18 protein-coding genes, 1 tRNA gene and 1 pseudogene are annotated in these 16,402 nt (G+C 64.2%); 11 read left to right on the top strand and 9 right to left on the bottom strand.

Annotation, left to right across the window (positions count from 1 at the left end; all coding sequences use genetic code 11):
* Nucleotides 1-59: 59 nt before the first annotated feature.
* Nucleotides 60-1,274: a glycosyltransferase family 4 protein gene (locus tag LZ536_RS11920; protein WP_249849001.1), complete on the top strand. Its 1,215-nt coding sequence runs from the start codon at nt 60-62 to the stop codon at nt 1,272-1,274.
* A 31-nt stretch (nt 1,275-1,305) separates the two neighbouring features.
* Here the strand turns inward: LZ536_RS11920 and LZ536_RS11925 are convergent, their stop codons facing one another.
* Nucleotides 1,306-1,968: a PadR family transcriptional regulator gene (locus tag LZ536_RS11925; protein WP_249849002.1), complete on the bottom strand. Its 663-nt coding sequence runs from the start codon at nt 1,966-1,968 to the stop codon at nt 1,306-1,308.
* Between the two features lie 94 nt (nt 1,969-2,062).
* Here LZ536_RS11925 and LZ536_RS11930 point away from each other — a divergent pair, with 94 nt between their 5' ends.
* From LZ536_RS11930 to LZ536_RS11950, 5 genes are all read left to right on the top strand, one after another.
* Nucleotides 2,063-3,400 carry a replication-associated recombination protein A gene (locus LZ536_RS11930; protein ID WP_249849003.1) on the top strand — a complete coding sequence of 446 codons (1,338 nt, stop codon included), beginning with the start codon at nt 2,063-2,065 and terminating at the stop codon, nt 3,398-3,400.
* 10 nt (nt 3,401-3,410) lie between these two features.
* Nucleotides 3,411-4,718, top strand: a complete 1,308-nt coding sequence (locus LZ536_RS11935) for a mechanosensitive ion channel (protein WP_249849004.1) — start codon at nt 3,411-3,413, stop codon at nt 4,716-4,718.
* Nucleotides 4,718-5,065, top strand: a complete 348-nt coding sequence (locus tag LZ536_RS11940; RefSeq protein WP_249849005.1) for an MmcQ/YjbR family DNA-binding protein — start codon at nt 4,718-4,720, stop codon at nt 5,063-5,065. The genes LZ536_RS11935 and LZ536_RS11940 overlap by 1 nt, the downstream gene beginning before the upstream one ends.
* Nucleotides 5,062-5,913, top strand: coding sequence for a hypothetical protein (locus LZ536_RS11945; protein WP_249849006.1), 852 nt, complete (start codon nt 5,062-5,064; stop codon nt 5,911-5,913). Before LZ536_RS11940 ends, LZ536_RS11945 begins: the two co-directional genes overlap by 4 nt.
* An 18-nt stretch (nt 5,914-5,931) precedes the next feature.
* A tRNA-Thr gene (locus LZ536_RS11950) sits at nt 5,932-6,006 on the top strand.
* Between the two features lie 204 nt (nt 6,007-6,210).
* Here the strand turns inward: LZ536_RS11950 and LZ536_RS11955 are convergent.
* Nucleotides 6,211-7,401 carry a threonine synthase gene (locus LZ536_RS11955; protein WP_249849007.1) on the bottom strand — a complete coding sequence of 397 codons (1,191 nt, stop codon included), beginning with the start codon at nt 7,399-7,401 and terminating at the stop codon, nt 6,211-6,213.
* 6 nt (nt 7,402-7,407) lie between these two features.
* Entirely contained in the window at nt 7,408-8,337 is a 930-nt protein-coding gene (locus LZ536_RS11960) for a cation diffusion facilitator family transporter (RefSeq protein WP_249849008.1), read from the bottom strand.
* A gap of 104 nt (nt 8,338-8,441) precedes the next feature.
* Between LZ536_RS11960 and LZ536_RS11965 the strand changes: the two genes are divergently transcribed.
* A complete protein-coding gene (locus tag LZ536_RS11965; protein WP_249849009.1) occupies nt 8,442-10,580 on the top strand; it encodes a TonB-dependent receptor in 2,139 nt (712 codons plus the stop codon).
* Between the two features lie 299 nt (nt 10,581-10,879).
* On the opposite strand, the gene LZ536_RS11970 is transcribed toward LZ536_RS11965, so the two are convergent.
* The 3 genes and pseudogenes from LZ536_RS11970 to LZ536_RS11980 all read right to left on the bottom strand — a co-directional run bounded on the left by LZ536_RS11970 (nt 10,880) and on the right by LZ536_RS11980 (nt 12,313).
* A complete protein-coding gene (locus LZ536_RS11970; RefSeq protein WP_249849010.1) occupies nt 10,880-11,020 on the bottom strand; it encodes a hypothetical protein in 141 nt (46 codons plus the stop codon).
* Nucleotides 11,021-11,450: 430 nt separating this feature from the next.
* A complete protein-coding gene (locus LZ536_RS11975) occupies nt 11,451-11,588 on the bottom strand; it encodes a hypothetical protein (RefSeq protein WP_249849011.1) in 138 nt (45 codons plus the stop codon).
* A 63-nt stretch (nt 11,589-11,651) separates the two neighbouring features.
* A pseudogene (locus LZ536_RS11980) lies at nt 11,652-12,313 on the bottom strand (aquaporin).
* Between the two features lie 138 nt (nt 12,314-12,451).
* Between LZ536_RS11980 and LZ536_RS11985 the strand changes: the two are divergent.
* Genes LZ536_RS11985 through LZ536_RS11995 form a run of 3 tightly spaced genes read left to right on the top strand, consistent with a single transcriptional unit; the run spans nt 12,452 to nt 14,334 of the window.
* Complete coding sequence (locus LZ536_RS11985) at nt 12,452-13,078, top strand: hypothetical protein (RefSeq protein ID WP_249849012.1); 627 nt, start codon at nt 12,452-12,454, stop codon at nt 13,076-13,078.
* Nucleotides 13,079-13,116: 38 nt separating this feature from the next.
* Nucleotides 13,117-13,467: a DUF3147 family protein gene (locus tag LZ536_RS11990; RefSeq protein ID WP_249849013.1), complete on the top strand. Its 351-nt coding sequence runs from the start codon at nt 13,117-13,119 to the stop codon at nt 13,465-13,467.
* A gap of 45 nt (nt 13,468-13,512) precedes the next feature.
* The gene (locus tag LZ536_RS11995; RefSeq protein ID WP_249849014.1) at nt 13,513-14,334 is read left to right on the top strand and encodes a COG4705 family protein; all 822 of its coding nucleotides are present in this window, start codon (nt 13,513-13,515) and stop codon (nt 14,332-14,334) included.
* A 76-nt stretch (nt 14,335-14,410) separates the two neighbouring features.
* On the opposite strand, the gene LZ536_RS12000 is transcribed toward LZ536_RS11995, so the two are convergent.
* The 3 genes from LZ536_RS12000 to pspA are packed head-to-tail and all read right to left on the bottom strand — an operon-like array spanning nt 14,411 to nt 15,764.
* Entirely contained in the window at nt 14,411-14,647 is a 237-nt protein-coding gene (locus tag LZ536_RS12000) for a hypothetical protein (protein ID WP_249849015.1), read from the bottom strand.
* On the bottom strand, nt 14,647-15,036 hold the full coding sequence (locus LZ536_RS12005) for a PspC domain-containing protein (protein WP_249849016.1): 390 nt from the start codon (nt 15,034-15,036) through the stop codon (nt 14,647-14,649). The genes LZ536_RS12000 and LZ536_RS12005 overlap by 1 nt, the downstream gene beginning before the upstream one ends.
* A gap of 14 nt (nt 15,037-15,050) precedes the next feature.
* Nucleotides 15,051-15,764 (bottom strand): phage shock protein PspA, encoded by a 714-nt coding sequence (pspA, locus tag LZ536_RS12010; protein ID WP_348538843.1) that lies wholly within the window; start codon nt 15,762-15,764, stop codon nt 15,051-15,053.
* Between pspA and LZ536_RS12015 the strand changes: the two genes are divergently transcribed.
* On the top strand, nt 15,754-16,395 hold the full coding sequence (locus LZ536_RS12015; protein ID WP_249849017.1) for a hypothetical protein: 642 nt from the start codon (nt 15,754-15,756) through the stop codon (nt 16,393-16,395). The genes pspA and LZ536_RS12015 overlap by 11 nt on opposite strands.
* Nucleotides 16,396-16,402 lie beyond the last annotated feature (7 nt).

Here is a 16,402-nt window from a genome sequence, read left to right on the forward strand (position 1 = left end):
TTGTCGATCGCATCTCTCCGGTTGCGGGTTCCACGCGCCAGCCGCTACAGGCGGTCGCAATGAAGCCCGAAGAGCTCCGCATCGCCCTCTTTTCGGGCAATTACAATTATGTGCGCGACGGGGCCAACCAGGCACTCAACCGCCTGGTCGGCTATCTGTTGCGGCAAGGCGCGCACGTGCGCATTTATTCGCCGACAACCGACCATCCGGCCTTCCCTCCGACCGGCGACCTGGTCAGCATCCCGTCGATCCCCTTTCCCGGGCGCGGCGAGTATCAATTGGGCTTGGGCTTGAACTCGGCGATCCGGCGCGACCTGGCCGAATTCCAACCCAACGTCGTCCATATTGCCGTGCCCGATATCGTCGCCCACCGCGCGCTGAGTTGGGCGAGGAACCGCAGGCTGCCGGTGATCGCATCCGTACACACACGGTTCGACACCTATCTCCAATATTACAACCTCAAGTGGCTGGAGCCGGTGGCCCGCGCGATCATGCGCCGCTATTACCGCCGCTGCGACGCGATCGTCGTTCCGGCGGACTCCATCGCCGCTATTTTCCGCGCCCAGCGCATGAGCAACGACATTTCGATGTGGCGCCGGGGGGTCGACCGCGAACAGTTCAATCCGGATCGGCGCAGCGAAGAATGGCGCGCGGCGCACGGCATCGCCAAGGACGAGGTGGTTGTCAGCTTCCTCGGCAGGCTGGTGCTCGAAAAGGGGCTCGACGTGTTCTCGGACGCAATCGACGCGGCGCGCGAACGAGGCGTGGCGCTGAGGGTCGTCGTGATCGGCGACGGCCCGGCACGGGACTTCTTCCGCGAACGCCTGCCCGACGCGATTTTCACGGGGCAGCTAACCGGCGCCGAGCTGGCAACGGCACTGGCGTCTACCGACGTCTTTCTCAATCCGTCGATTACCGAAGCCTTCGGCAATGTGACCCTGGAGGCGATGGCCAGCGGCCTGCCCGTGATCGCCGCGATCGCCACCGGCGCGACCAACCTGGTTCACGATGGCGAGACTGGGGTCCTCGTCGATCCTTTGGACATCGAGGCCTATGCCGACGCGTTGCAGGATTATGCCGCGGACAAGGCGCTTCGCCGCCTGCACGGCCACGCGGGCATTGCATTCGCCAAGACGATGGATTGGGACCGGATCAATTCGGTCGTCATGCGCCTTTACCAGCGCGTCATAGACCGGCGGGAGCGGCTCGAACGCATTCGCGAGGTTCGCCGCCTGCGCTGGCCCTTCGGCATGAAAAAAGTGACCGACGCCTAAACGTCGGTCACTACCTCAGCGTTGTTGAAACCTATTCGTCGTCGTCGGCGTCCGGTTCGTCCGCGTCTGGACGGCGGGCCTTTTTCGCCCGCTCGATCCGCTGCGCGGCATCGTCGAGAATGTCGACGACCTCTTCCAGCAAATCCTCATGCCAGCCTTCGGCCGCGACGCGGTTGCGGAGCGCGGTCATGAGGTTGCCGATCGCCCGGCCGATTTCTGGTCGCTGGCCGTGGCGGCGGGTGCGGCCGTGGCCTTCAAGGCGCTCGAACAGTTCTTCGACCTCTTCCTCATTTTCTTCGAGGTGGGTGCGGCCGGCGTCAGTCGCTTCATAGACCTTCTTGCTGTCCTTGGACTTGCGCTCAGCGATGAAGCCGATGTCCTCCAGCATGTTGAGCGTCGGATAGACGATGCCCGGACTGGGGCCGTAATCGCCTTCGGTCAGGTCTTCGATGGCCTTGATCAGCTCATAGCCGTGACGCGGCTCGTCAGCGATCAGCTTCAGGACGACGAGGCGAAGCTCGCCGCCTTCGAACATGCGCTTGCGGTCGCGCCGGCCGTGGCGACGCCCGCCGCCCCAGCCGCCACCGGGGCCATCGCCGAAATCGAAATGAAAGCCGCCCGGGCCAAAGCCGAAGCTGCGCCCGCGAGCTGCCCAGCGCTTGTGCCCGGGTCCGCAATCATAATGGATTTTCATCAATCTCTCCTTTTGATAGGTCTAAGATATATCTTAGATGCATCGACAACAAGAGATCCGTGCAACTTTTTCTGGCCGCGCCTATTGCGAGGGGATGGCCGACCTGTTCGCCGACGACGTCCCTCCGCCGACCACCGTGCACGAGCCGGCGGCCGATGCGCCGCTCGCCGACCGGATCCGGCCCCGGAGCCTCGATGACATCGTCGGGCAGGAGCATCTGACTGGCCCGGACGGCGCGATCGGCCGGATGGTGGCCGCGGGGAAATTGTCCTCGCTGATCCTGTGGGGGCCGCCGGGGACCGGCAAGACAAGCATTGCCCGGCTGCTGGCCGATGCGGTCGGCCTCAGGTTCGTCGCCTTGTCCGCAGTCTTTTCCGGCGTCGCCGATTTGAAGAAGGTCTTCGCCGAAGCACGGCAGGCGGCGAAGGCCGGGCAGCGTACCTTGTTGTTCGTGGACGAAATCCACCGCTTCAGCCGTGCCCAGCAGGATGGCTTCCTGCCTTATGTCGAGGACGGCACGGTGACCTTGGTCGGCGCGACGACCGAGAACCCGAGCTTCGAGCTGAATGCCGCGCTATTGTCCCGGTGCCAGGTATTGATCCTGCACCGGCTGGACCATGCGGCTCTGTGCAAGCTGCTCGACCGCGCCGAGGAGCTGACCAAGAGGCCCCTGCCCCTGACGTCCGATGCGCGCGACGCCCTGGTCGCCAGCGCCGACGGCGATGGCCGCTTCCTGCTGAACCAGGCCGAAACCTTGTTTGACGTTGAACTTGAAGAGCAACTCGACCCGGCGGGGCTTGCCGGTTTCCTGCAGCGTCGGGTCGCGGTCTACGACAAGGATCGCGAGGGCCATTACAACCTGATCTCGGCCCTCCACAAAACCATCCGCGGCTCCGACCCGCAGGCCGCGCTTTATTATCTGGCGCGCATGCTGACGGCGGGCGAGGAACCGTTCTATTTGCTCCGCCGCCTCACCCGGGCGGCGATGGAGGACATCGGCCTCGCCGACCCGCAGGCGCTCGTACAATGCCTTGCCGCCAAGGATGCCTATGATTTCCTGGGCTCGCCGGAGGGTGAGTTGGCGCTGGTGCAGGCGTGCCTGTACCTCGCCGTCGCACCCAAATCGAACGCCGCCTATTCGGCGCAGAAGACCGCCTGGCGGAGCGCTCGCGAAACCGGATCGCTGATGCCCCCGGCACACATCCTCAATGCCCCGACCAAGCTGATGAAGGACATCGGCTACGGCAAGAATTATGCCTATGACCACAGTGTCGAGGGAGCCTTTTCCGGCCAGGATTATTGGCCCGAGGGCATGACCTCCGAAACCTTCTACGAACCGACCGACCGCGGCTTCGAGGCACGGGTGCGCGAACGCCTTGCCTATTGGGAAGAAATGCGGAGAGAGAAGAGAAACCCAAGCGACGAGGAATAGGGGAGAGGCAATGTACCGTTCCGAAGCTCCGGCAGCCTATTGGCGCGACCAGTTGATCCTCTGGGGACCACGCGTCCTGTTTGCGATCCTCATCCTCATTGTCACCCACTTCGTGGCGAAGGCAGTGCAGTGGGGCGTTGCGCGCGCGATCGATAAGGTACCGGTGCTCAAGCGCCATCGCGAGGCGGGGGTCGACTCAGTCGGCACGGAGCTTGGCCGTCTCGCTTATTGGCTGGTGTGGCTGGTCGGCCTGATCGCGGCGCTGCAGCCGCTTGGCCTGTCCGGCGTGCTCACGCCGGTCACGAACCTTACCAACGAGGTCTTCGCCTTCCTGCCGCGGCTGCTCGGGGCGGGACTCTTCTTCTTTGCCGGCCTGATCCTGGCCCGTGTCGTGCGGCATGTCGTTGAAGCGGCTCTCGGAGCGCTAAACCTCGAGCGACTGCTCGGCCGCGCCGGAGTCAGCATCGGCGAGCCACCGCTTGCGGTCGACGAGACCGGTGTCGCAAAAGAAGGCGTTGCCCCTGCGCGAAGCTCGATCGCGAAAGCGGTCGGGGTCACGGTGTCGGCAATCATCATCATCTTCGCTGCCATCGGCGCGCTGCAGATCCTCCAGATCTCGGCAATTTCCGATCCGGCAACGAACATGCTGAATGCGATTGCGCTGGCGATCCCCAATGTCCTCGGCGCACTCGTCTGGGTAACGCTCGCCTATATCATCGGCCGCTGGGTGAAGAGCCTGCTGGAGACAATCCTTCCCAGCCTCGGCTTTGACAATGCCGTTCGGGCGCTCGGCGTGATGCCGTCCACCGCGGTTCCGTCGAAAGTCGTCGGCACACTGGCGATGACCGCAGCGATCCTCGTCGGCCTGATGGAAGCGGCTCAGCAGGTCGGCGGAGATTCGACTGCTGCTTTGATGTTCCAGATCACCGAACTCGGCGCCAAGGTCATCTTTGGCACGGTGATCATTGTCGTCGGACTGTTCCTGGCCCGCATCCTCGCCAATCTGGTCGGGAGCTCGACCGGAGAGAGCAGCTATGCCGAGACGATCGTCAAATATGCGATCATCGCCCTGTTCACCGCGATCGGCCTCACCTTCATGGGCCTGGCCGACCAGATCGTCATGATGGCGTTCGGCCTGATCCTTGGCAGCGCGGCCGTTGCGACCGCCCTCGCCTTCGGCCTTGGCGGACGGGACTGGGCGGCACGGCAGCTGGAGGACTGGAGCAATAGCGGGCGTCCGTCGTCCCCGCCGCCGCCTCCCCCGCGGATCCGGCGCCAGCCGCCGGATGAGGACGACAACCAGCCGCCGCTGGTGTGATGCCGAAATTCGGTTCCTGGGATGAGGTCGTTGCGTTCGCGCTGACCTTGCCGGGGACCGAACTGTCCAAGTCCTGGGGTAGTCCTGCGGTGAAAGTCGCCGCGAACGGCCGCGCGTTCCTCTACACCGGGCGGGAGCCGGACAGTTTCGTCCTGGCGATCGACCAGGACAGCAAGCTGATCCTGCTCGAGACAGATCCCGACACTTATTGGCAGACGCCGCATTACGAGGGCTGGGACGGCGTTCTGGTGCGTTTTGCGAGCGACGATCCGGAGCGGGTTGCAGCCATGATCGAGCGCGCCCGCGATGAGGCTGCGGCCAAGAAGCCGCCGAGGACGCGAAAGTGAGCCGGTTCGAGGCGTACGTCGCGATCGACTGGTCGGGCGCCAAGGGACGGCGGCACAAAGGCATCGCGGTCGCCGAAGCGCGCGGTGACCGGCCGCCCCGGCTAATCCGGCCTGACCATGTCTGGTCGCGGACCGATGTACTGGCCTGGCTGCTGAAGCGCGCAGGCCAAGAGCCCACGCTCTTCGGCTTCGACTTCAGCTTTGCCCCGCCGTTTGCGGAACGTGGTTCATACCTGCCCGGCGAGGCGCGCGTGCCCGAGACCGCCCGGGAGTTTTGGGCCTATGTCGATTCGAGAAGCGGCGACGATGACCTGGGGGCCGCGAGCTTCCTGGAGCATATTCACCGCCCGCATTTCTATTTCGGGATAGCCGACGGAGTGAAGGCCGACTTCGTCCGTTTCCGCCAATGCGATGCACGGCTGAATGCGCAGGGCGGCCGGAAAACGGCCAGTGCCTATGACGCAATCGGCGCGGCACAGGTCGCCAAGGCGAGCTTCTCCGGCATGCGGTTGTTGCGTGCACTCGACGGAAAGGTCGCAATCTGGCCGATGGACCCGATGCCGGCGGCTGGTAGCGCCGTGGTGGAAATCTACACCCGTATCTACCTGCGCAACGCGGGCATGAGCGGCAAGAAGCTGCGCAGCCGGGAAGAATTGAACCTGGCGCTGAAAGGGCTTGGCAGTCCGCCCGTGAGACTGCGCTTCGAGCCCAATGACCACCAGACCGACGCGCTGGTAACGGCCGCCGGGATGCGGGCGCTGGCGGAGACAGAGCCACGCGCCTTCGCTCCAGAGGGACTGACTGCGAAGCTTGCGCGAACCGAAGGCTGGACGTTCGGCATCATCTGACGCATTGGCTTGCCCCGGGCCGGCTTAGCACAGTGGTAGTGCAGCGGTTTTGTAAACCGAAGGTCGGGGGTTCAAATCCCTCAGCCGGCACCAGCATCCAGCGCAGCTTATCCGGGGCGACAGCCGGAAAAAGAGCGCCGCCCTGACTTATCCACAGCTAATTTGAGCGAGACCGAAAAATTTTTTCGGGGCGCGGAACCGCGGGGCGGGTCGCGTGTTTTATCAGCGTGCTTCGGTAGAGATACCAAAGCATGGAGCCCCGGTTACTTCGGTAACCGGGGCTTACTCGTTTCCGGACTAGAGCAAGGCCAAATCCACCTTAGCAAGATCGAGCCGGCCCGACTTGTCGGGCAGCGGATATTTGTTGCCGTTGGCGCAATTGAACAAAACGACCCGCTCGCCCTCGGCCACCAGCTTTCGCTTCAGCGCCTCGCGCCAGGCGGCAAGCACCGCGCCGCCTTCGGGGCAGAGCAGGAAGCCGTCATCGCGGGCCGCATCCTCCACGGCCAAAGCGATTTCGGACTCTTCGACCGCGATTGCAGCGCCCCCGGATTCGCGAATGGCGCGGAGAATGAGGAAGTCGCCGATCGCCTTGGGAACGCGGATGCCGGTGGCGATGGTGGCGGCGTTTTCCCAGCGCTCGGCGGACTCAGCACCGGTTTCAAAGGCGCGCACGATCGGGGCGCAGCCCGCAGCCTGGACCGCATACATGCGTGGTCGCTTTTTACCAATGAAACCAATGGCTTCGAGTTCGTCGAAAGCCTTCCACATGCCGATCAAGCCAGTACCGCCGCCAGTCGGGTAAAAAATGGCATCCGGAAGTTCCCAGCCGAGCTGCTCGGCGAGCTCGAGGCCCATCACCTTCTTGCCCTCGATCCGGTAGGGCTCCTTGAGCGTCGAGCAGTCGAACCATTTGCCGGCGGCCGCGCCCTCCCCGACGATCCGCCCGCATTCGTCGATCTGGCCGTTGGCGACATAGACCTCCGCGCCATAGGCGGCGGTCTCGCGAACGTTGATGGCGGGGGTTTCGTCAGGGCAGATTACGAGCGACTTCATTCCGGCCCGCGCGCCATAGGCCGCAAGCGCCGCGCCGGCATTGCCGTTGGTCGGCATGGCGATGCGGCGGACACCAAAGTGCTTCGCCATGCTGACGGCCATGGCGAGCCCGCGCGCCTTGAAGGAACCGGTCGGCAGGCGGCCCTCGTCCTTCACCAGCAGGTTCGGCCCGCCGGTGTTTGTCAGCGGGACCAAGGGCGTTTCAGGCTCGCCGAGGCTGACCGGTTCGACGCCGTCAGGGAGAGGCAACAGCTCGCGCCATCTCCACATGCCCGCCGGGCGCGAGGCCAGCGCCTCCCTGGTCAGCGCGCCTTTGACGGCATCGAGGTCGTAGCGGACCAGCAGGGGCTTTCCGGCGCGCGAGAGATTGTGCGGCTTGTCGGCTTCATAAAGCTCGCCGGTCGCCGAGCATTCGAGGTGGGTGACGAACATTGGCCCTCAGTGATGATGGTGACGGTGGGAAGGTGTGTCGTGGCAATGGTCATCGTGATCCATGCCGGGGCTTTCGACCTGGATGGTCGAATGGGAAATGCCGAACAGCTGGTGGACGTAGGCATTGGCCTGACGGATCAGCTTGTCGCGATCGCACTCGTCATCGACGACGAGATGGACGGTCAACGCCGTCTCGGTGGTGCTCAGCGACCAGATGTGCAGGTGATGGATGGCCGTGACACCGGGTAGCTTTTCCAGCGCGCGGCCGACCTGCGAGGAATCGATCCCCTTCGGCACGCCGGCGAGCGTCATCGTCGCGGATTCGGTGAGCAGGTCCCAGGTGCTCCAGAGGATGATGGCGGCGATGACGAGGCTGGTGACCGGGTCGATCCAGGACTGGCCGGTCTTGAGGATCAGGAAACCGGCGAGGACGACGCCGACCGAGACGGCGGCATCCGCGACCATGTGCAGGAAGGCGCCGCGGATGTTGATGTCATGGTGGCGGCCGCGGGCGAACAGCCAGGCGGTGACGCCGTTGACCAGGATACCGATGGCCGCGACCCAGATAACGGTGCCGCCGTCCGTGACCTCCGGATCGCCGAGCCGCCGGATCGCCTCGGCGATGATGGCGCCCATGGCGACGAGCAGCAGGAGCGCATTGAGCAGGGCCGCAAGGATCGAGCTTTTCTTGAGGCCGTAGGAGAAGCGCGCGTTGGGCCGGCGCTTGACCAGCGCGGCACCTGCCCAGGCGAGGACGAGGCCGAGAACGTCGGAAAGGTTGTGGCCGGCGTCCGCGAGCAACGCCATGGAATCGGCGAAGAAACCGTAAAACGCCTCGACCACGACGAACCCCAGGTTGAGCGCAATGCCGGCAGCAAAGGCGCTGCTGAAATCGGCCTGCGACGCGTGATCGTGACTGTGTCCGGAACCCATCATCCAACGCCTAGCCTCAACCGTTCGTCGAAAGCAAAGTTGTGACAGTATAACATTAAGGCTAGCAGGCCGCTTCCCCGAGTCGCTTTCCCGGAAAATTCGCCGACATGCTTCGCACTTCGATTTCGCTTGCCGCCTTGATTGCCGCCCTTGCCAGCCAGCCGGCCCTCGCTGCCGACGCGGCCGCCGATGCCAATGCCGAAGCCGCGACGGCCCCCGATTCCGATGCTGCCGCTGACAGCGCCGGCGCCAATCAGGACAAGCATGAGGAAAGCCTTGTCGTCACGGGGTCGCGGAAGAAGACCGACGTGCTGGGCGGGGTCACGGCGCTGGAGCCGGAAGAGCTGGTGCACGACGTGAAACCGAGCCTCGGCGACACTTTGGCCGACTTGCCGGGAGTCAGTTCGTCCAGCTTCGGCCCGTCCTCGTCGCGTCCGATCCTGCGCGGGCTTTCGGGCGAAGACGCACCGATCCTGCTCGACGGCCTCACCAGCCTCGATTTGTCCGCGTCCGATCCCGACCATGCCGTCGCCATCAACCCGCTGACCGCCGAGAGCATCGAGGTCCTGCGCGGGCCGGGCACGCTCATCTACAATTCGGCGGCGATCGGCGGTGTCGTGAACGTCGTCGGCAACCGCATCCCGCGGCATGTCCCGGATGGCGTGGAAGGCGATGCACTGGTCAATTACGGCAGCGCCGCCAACGAGCGCTCCGTCAATGCCGGCGTCACTGTTCCGCTGGGCGGCCATTTCGTCGCCCATGCCGACGGCAGCTATTCCAAATATGATGATCTGGAAGTCGGCGGCCATTTGCTGTCGAAGGAGCTACGCCGCGAGGCCGCAGCCAGCGCCGACCCCGACATCCGCGCTCTTGCCGAATTGAAGGACAAATTACCGAACACCGCCGGCCGCAGTGACGATTATTCGGGCGGCCTCGCCTATGTCGACGGCGACCTGGACGTCGGCCTGTCCTACAGCCGTCACGACGCCAAATATGGCGTGCCGATACGGTTCTCGCTCGATCCCAATTTCGAGGCCGAGCAGCCGACCATCGACGCCCACCAGGACCGCGTCGATGCGCGCGCGAACGTCCCGATCGGCGGTTTCTTCCGCGCGTTCGAATTCAGCGGCGGCCTGTCCAAATATCGCCATGCCGAGCTGGAAGCCGACGGCGAGGTCGGGTCGCGTTTCTATTCGGACGGAGGCGAGGCGCGTGCCGCGCTCGTCCAGTCCGACCATGATGGCTGGGGCGGTTCCAGCGGCATCCAGTACCTCGACCAGGATTTCCGGATCCGCGGCGACGAGAAATATCTGCCCGACAGCGAGAACAAGAAACTGGGCCTGTTCACGCTCCAGAACCTGGAACGCGGGCCGCTGAGGCTGGAGGCGGCCGCGCGCGTCGATTTCGTGCGGGTCGATGCCGATGCCGATGCGGACATTGCCGCCAATGGCGGGATCATCGGCACGCGGCCTTTCTCCAACAAGTACACGCCCATTTCGGCGTCGGTCGGCGGCAATTACGACGTCGGCGGCGACTGGCGCGTCGGCCTGTCGCTGTCGCACAGCGAGCGGGCGCCGAACGTTCAGGAGCTCTTTTCCAACGGGGCGCACGGCGGCAGCGCGCAATTCCTGATCGGCAATCCCGACATCGGCACGCAGAAGAGCAATGGCGCCGAGTTGACCGTCCATCACAATGGCGGGCCGCTGCACATCCAGGCCAGCGCCTATTACAATAATTACGGCAATTACATTTTCGTCACGCCGACCGGCGACGTCCGCGATGGCCTGCCCGTCTATGCCTACCAGGAGGGCAAGGCGAAATATTACGGCTTCGAGGTCGAGACCGAGGTGAAGTTCGGCAATGCCCTGGGCGTCGACTGGAGCGGCGAAGTGACCGCCGACGCCGTGCGCGCCAAGATCAGGAATTTCGGCGACGCGCCTGAAATCCCGCCATTCCGCGTGCTCGCCGGCCTGAGCGGCGAGCGCGGCCCGGTGAAAGGCCATGTCGAGGTCGAGCAGGTCGCCAAGCAGGACCGCACGGCGCCCGAGGAAACCTCGACCCCCGGCTACACGATGGTCAATGCCTCGTTCGACTGGACGCCGTTGAAGGACAATCCGGAACTGACCCTATCACTGACCGGCGACAATCTGTTCGATGTCGAGGCACGGCGGCATGCCAGCGACCTCAAGGATTTCGCTCCGCTGGCGGGGCGGGACATCCGTCTGACGGCGAGATTGGGGTTCTGAGGCCGGGTCGAACATCCGAGCCAATTGGTAAAAGGTTGTCGTGATTCACGAAATTTGAGGATCAGAAGCTGCGTATTTGCAGCTCCACCGGGACGCGCAGTTCGCGACCGGTAATCGATCACCTGGAGGGGATGATCCCGTAATGCGTCGGGGGAGGCTAAGCGTTTGCCCCCTTTTTCGTTTCGCCTCCCCCATTTCGGTTTAGTGTCCGCTTTCGACCCATTGCGGACATTTGCGCGGCCCAAAAAGAAGGGCGCCCGGCGCGGAGCCGAACGCCCTCCTCTCAGGTCAACTGCAGTTTAGCCGCAGCAGGGCAAGCCAATGCCGCAGCATGCGAGCGCCTGGCAGCATGAGGCCGCCAGGCTGGCAACCGCATTCGGCGCGGCGAGAGCAGCTGTGCTGGACATCAGCAGCGTTGCTGCAATGATCATCTTTTTCATGTGAAAATCCTTGTTTGAGTTAGTCGATCGAAATGCCGTGCCATCGGGGAGGCGGGATCTCAGGACGAGTGTCGAACCCAATCAGTATCGGCTCTGGAAGCGGCAAATCAGCCGAGCGGAGCCGGCCCGGAGCGCCGAGCTCCTGTGGATGCGCCGCAACGGCGCCGCACATCAATGTGCACATAGAAGTGCAAGCGTGGCCCGTGCTGCGGCTGCCTTGGCAGTGATTCGTGCAATCGGATGGTTGCTGCGCCGCGCTGGCCGCAAGAGGCTGATCACAGCCGACTTCCGCCAGTGCGGAAGCTGACGTGAAGGAAGCCAGCATCAGCATTGCAATGAGAGTGACGGTCAATCGCCGGAGCATATTGGCCATTCGCTCGGTGACGACAGAAGGTTACCCAAGTGAGTGCCAGACGCCCTTCAGGCAAGGCTACATCTTATGGTCTTGATGCTGCTCTGTTTTGTCCTTGCAGCAATCCTTGCAGCAACCCATCGCCTCAGTGGCGGCATAAGCGGCAGTCGCGCCGAAAACGATAGCGGCGACGGCGATAGCGAACCTCGATTTCATGTCAGTCTCCCCATTCAGTTGAGAATATAGCCGGCAATGTTCGCTTTCCACACAAACCTGCCATTAGGCGGGAGGAGGGAAGAGCAATTTGGCCGTGACGGCGGCTAGGCCCGCACCGACAAGCTGAGCGACTATGAACATCGGGACGTCGCCTGGCGCGATGCCCGCGAAACTGTCGGACAGGCTGCGGGCCACCGTGATCGCCGGATTGGCGAAGCTGGTGGACGAGGTGAACCAGTAGGCGGCCATGATGTAGAGGGCGACGCTGGCCGGGACCCACGGCTGGCGATAGCGGACCGTACCGAGAATGGTGAGGACGAGGCCGAAGGTCGCAATCGCCTCCCCCAGCCATTGGCCGGAGCCGGTCCTGACTTTGGTCGAGACCTGGATCACCGGCAGGTCGAACATCGCATGCGCGGCCCAGACGCCGAGGATGCCGAACGCCAGCTGCGCGACGATATAGGCCGCGGCGTCCGGCCAGCTGAGCTCGCGGCGCGCGGCAGCGACGAGGCTGACCGCCGGGTTCATATGTGCGCCCGATATCGGGCCGAGCATGGTGATGAGACGAATAGGATCGCGCCGGTCGCCATGGTGTTGCCGAGCAAGGCGAGCGCGACGTTCCCGCCCGACAGCCGCTCGGCCATGATGCCCGAGCCGATGACAGTCGCGAACAGGAAAAAGGCGCCGAGCGCTTCAGCGGCCAGTCGCCGTCCAAGTGATGTCATTTCAAACCCCCGTCACCGCCTTGTGCCGCATGGATGACATTCCGATGACAGCCCCGGCTCCTCCACTCGCGCTCCGCACTAACCCGTCTTTGCGAGTCCCGTGAGGATGAATAAAGGGGAGCCGCTCGGGAGTCCGCGATGTTTCGTGCAGCCAATGTCCAGGCCACGATCGACAGCCTGCACGCGAATGTCGCGCTGCTCGACCGCGATGGCGCGGTCATAAGCGTCAACGAGGGTTGGCGGCGGTTCGGATCGAAGCGGAGCGCGAATTCGGATTACATCGGGCTGAACTATCTGGAAGTCTGCGCCGGTGCCGCCGAGATTGGCGATAGATCGGCGATCCGCGTGCTTCGCGGGCTCAAGCGATTGCTGGCCGGGCAAAGCGATTCCTACGGCACTGCCTACCCCTGCGCCGAGCGGATTTACCGGTTGAGCGCCCGGCGGATCGGCATTCCCGACGGCGGCGTGATCGTCGCACACCAGGACATCACCGCCTTGGTGAATGCCCGTCGTGAGCGAGCTTCGAAGCGGATCGAGTTGCAAAGCGTCCACGAAGCCCATGCGGGCCGGATCGCCCAAGCCCATGAAGAACTGGCGCAAAGGTTGACGGCCATCACCTTGGCGACGTCGGCGCTGGAGCAAGGCGGAGACATTGCCGACGCCGTTACGCTCATCAAGCTGGCGGTCGAGGAAGCGCGCCAGGAACTGAAGCTGCTTCGCTATGATTCCTTGCAGCCCCTCCCGGACATCAGCCTGGCACCATAAGATTGCCGCCGGATGCGGGCCGTGGCACGACAAGCGCCATGCTCTACCTCGCCATCAAGGCCGGCCTGTCCGGCATCCTCATTGCCATCGTCTCCGAGGTCGCCAAGCGCTACCCGGGATTCGGCGGGCTGATCGCGTCGCTGCCGCTGGTGTCGGTGCTGGGCATGATCTGGCTGTGGCGGGACAAGCCGGACGCGGCGAACATGGCGGCGCATTCGGAAGGGACCTTCTGGTTCGTGCTGCCTTCCCTGCCGATGTTCCTGCTGATCCCCGCGATGCTGAGGCACGGGTTCAGCTTCTGGGCCTCGCTGGCGGCGGGATGCGTCCTGACGATCCTTCTCTACAGCCTGACGATCTGGGCGGGCCCGCGGCTGGGGTTAAAGCTTTAGTAGCCGCAGCACATTCAAATCACCGCCGTTCCGGGAGCCGATTTCATGACTGACCGCGATGCGATCGAGGATGCGCTGACCAAGGTGCCGGCGATCACCTTGGGCTTCTGGATCATCAAGATCCTGGCGACGACGCTGGGCGAGACGGGCGGCGACACGGTGACGATGTCCTGGCTCGGTGAGACGACCGACCATCCGGTGCCTTACGGCTATCTGATCGGGACGGCGATCTTCGGGGCGATCCTGGTGGCGCTGGTGATCGCGCAGATCCGCGCCAGGGCATTCAATCCGTGGCTGTACTGGGCGACGATCATTGCCTCGACGACTTGCGGTACAACGCTCGCCGACTTCGCCGACCGGTCGCTCGGCATCGGCTATCCGGGCGGGTCGCTGCTGCTTCTCGCCTGCGTCCTCATCTCGCTGTTCGCGTGGTGGCGGACGCTGGGCACGGTGGACGTCAATTCGGTGGCGGGGCCGCGCGAGGAAATGTTCTACTGGATCACCATCACTTTCTCGCAGACGCTGGGAACGGCGTTAGGCGACTGGAGCGCGGACCCGTTGAGCGAGGGCGGCTGGGGGCTGGGCTATTCGGGCGGCGCGCTGGTATTCGGGGCCGGGCTGGCGGTGCTGGCTTTGCTCTATTTCTCAACGAAGGTTTCGCGCGTCTTCCTGTTCTGGGCGGCGTTCATCCTGACGCGCCCGCTGGGAGCGACGGTCGGCGACTGGTTCGACAAGCCGGTTGCCAAGGGTGGGCTTGAGCTCAGCCGTCCGCTCGCGTCGCTGGTGCTGGTTGTCGTGATATTCGCGCTGATCCTGATCCTGCCGCAGAGACCCGGACGCCACGAGTTCGCAGCGCAGCGGGCATGAAAAAAGCGGCCCGGCGGTGTGGGTCGCCGGGCCGCTGGACTGCGGCGCTACGGGGGTGGAACGAGCGCCGACGGGGTTAGATGTCGATGCCGGCCGCGATGGCCTCGAGCTTGCGGACGCGTTCCTTCAGATCCGCCAGCTCGATCCGGCCGCCGGCTGCCTGGGGCATGACGGCTTCGGCGCGGCCGTTGACCAGCTCCATGCGCTTCAGCTCCAGCCATTCGTGCCAGGCCTTGAGGCCGGCCCAGGCGGCGATCCCGGCGGCGGCGAGAACGCTGGCCGCGACGGTCATGATCAGGATTGGGTCGGTCATCACTTTTCCTCCCGGAGCGCTTCGATTTCACGCGCCAGCTCATGGTTCTTCGACGTGGTGATGTGGTGGTCGATCGCCATCATGCGGCGGTCGGTCTCATCGAGCTCGGTGCGGAGTGCGTGGATCGACGAGCGGGTGCGGCCAACGTCGGCCATGCGGTCGAAGTCCGACCGGCGCTCTCCGCGACGACCAAGCACCTGCCCCTTCTGCCTGTGCAGGTAGATGCCGGCGGCGATGTAACCGATCAGCGCCAGCTTCCAGCTGATCAGGATGGCGATGGCGATGAAGCCGATCCGCATGAAGGTTGGATCGAGGTTGAAGACATCACCGAGCGTCGCGCAGACACCGGCAATCTTCTTTTCCTTGCGATCCATCGAATAGCGAGACATCCCCTTTTGTCCTTTCACTTCTTCGCCGCCAAAGCGGCCTTCAGTTCTTCCAGCTCCGCATCGACCTTCTCGGCGGCCTTCAGCTCGGCAATCTCTTCTTCCAGGCTCTTCGGGCCGGTCAGGCCCATCGCCTCGGCATAGCCCTCGGCGAGGTCGGCGCGGCGTTCCAGCAGGTCGAAGCGCGAAAACGCATCTTCCGTGCGGCCGCCGTGCAGCAGCTCGCGGGCCTTGGCGCGGGTCACCGCGCTTTCGAGGCGGCTGGCAATGGCGTTCTGCCGGCTGCGCGCCTCGGCCAGCTTGGCCTGCAGGCGGGCAATATCTTCCTCGTAACCGCGAAGCACCTGCTCGATCTGGCTGATCTCCTCGCGGAGGCCTTCGGCCATGTCGGTGGCCTTTTGCTTCTCGTTAAGCGCGGCGCGGGCCAGGTCCTCGCGGCCCTTTTCCAGCGCCAGCTGGGCCTTTTCGGACCAGTTGGACTGGAGGCCATCGAGCCGCATCATCGCCCGCCGCATTTCCTTGATGTCGGCGATCGAGCGGGCGGCTGTCGCCCGGACCTCGACCAATGTCTCTTCCATCTCGACGATGATCATGCGGATCATGCGAGCGGGGTCTTCGGCCCGGTCCAGCAGCTCCGTCATGTTCGCGGCGATGATGTCCCGGGTCCGGGTGAAGATCGGGCCCGACAGGATGCCGGCGAGCGGGGCGAAGCGGATCGTGGTGTCTTCCACTTTGGGCTTTTCCTCCATTCTCGGGGTGCGGGTGGGCACCTTCGCCTCGATCGGTTCAAGCTCAAGCATTGGCGGTGACCGCCGGGCTCTGAACTGCCGCCGGGGCAACGGCCGAACCGACCGCAACCGTGCTCATCAGGAGGGCTGCAAACGCCGCTACCAGATGACGACCAGTGTTAGAACCAAACATTGTCTTTCTCCCTTTTTCCCGCCGATCCCTGTTTGGCGGGCCATGCCGGTCTATATTCAAGCACCGTGCCAATTGCAGTTTTCCGCCAAAAATGGCGCTGAATTGGTGGATGCGAAGCCGGGGTTGGTGGAATCCACCACCGACAGTTGGGAGATTTCGCCATGGGAACCGCGAACCCGTATGGAGCGCTATTCCGTCCACGTTTCAGATGAAGGAATGAGAATGCTGGGCAAGATTGTAGGTGCGATCATCGGCGAGAAGGTCGCCGGCAGGAATCGGGGCGCCAAGGGCGCGATCCTCGGCGCCGGCGTGGCGGCCGTGGCGCGCCGCGGACTGGGCCCACTGGCCGGCGCGATGGCGCTCGGCTGGGGTGCGAAAAAGCTCTGGGATTGGCGGAAGGGGCGTTCGCCGCGTTACCCGAAGGACGCGACGCCAAGCTGAGCTGCGC

Source organism: Sphingomonas alba, from assembly GCF_023516555.1.
Lineage (GTDB): Bacteria > Pseudomonadota > Alphaproteobacteria > Sphingomonadales > Sphingomonadaceae > Sphingomicrobium > Sphingomicrobium album.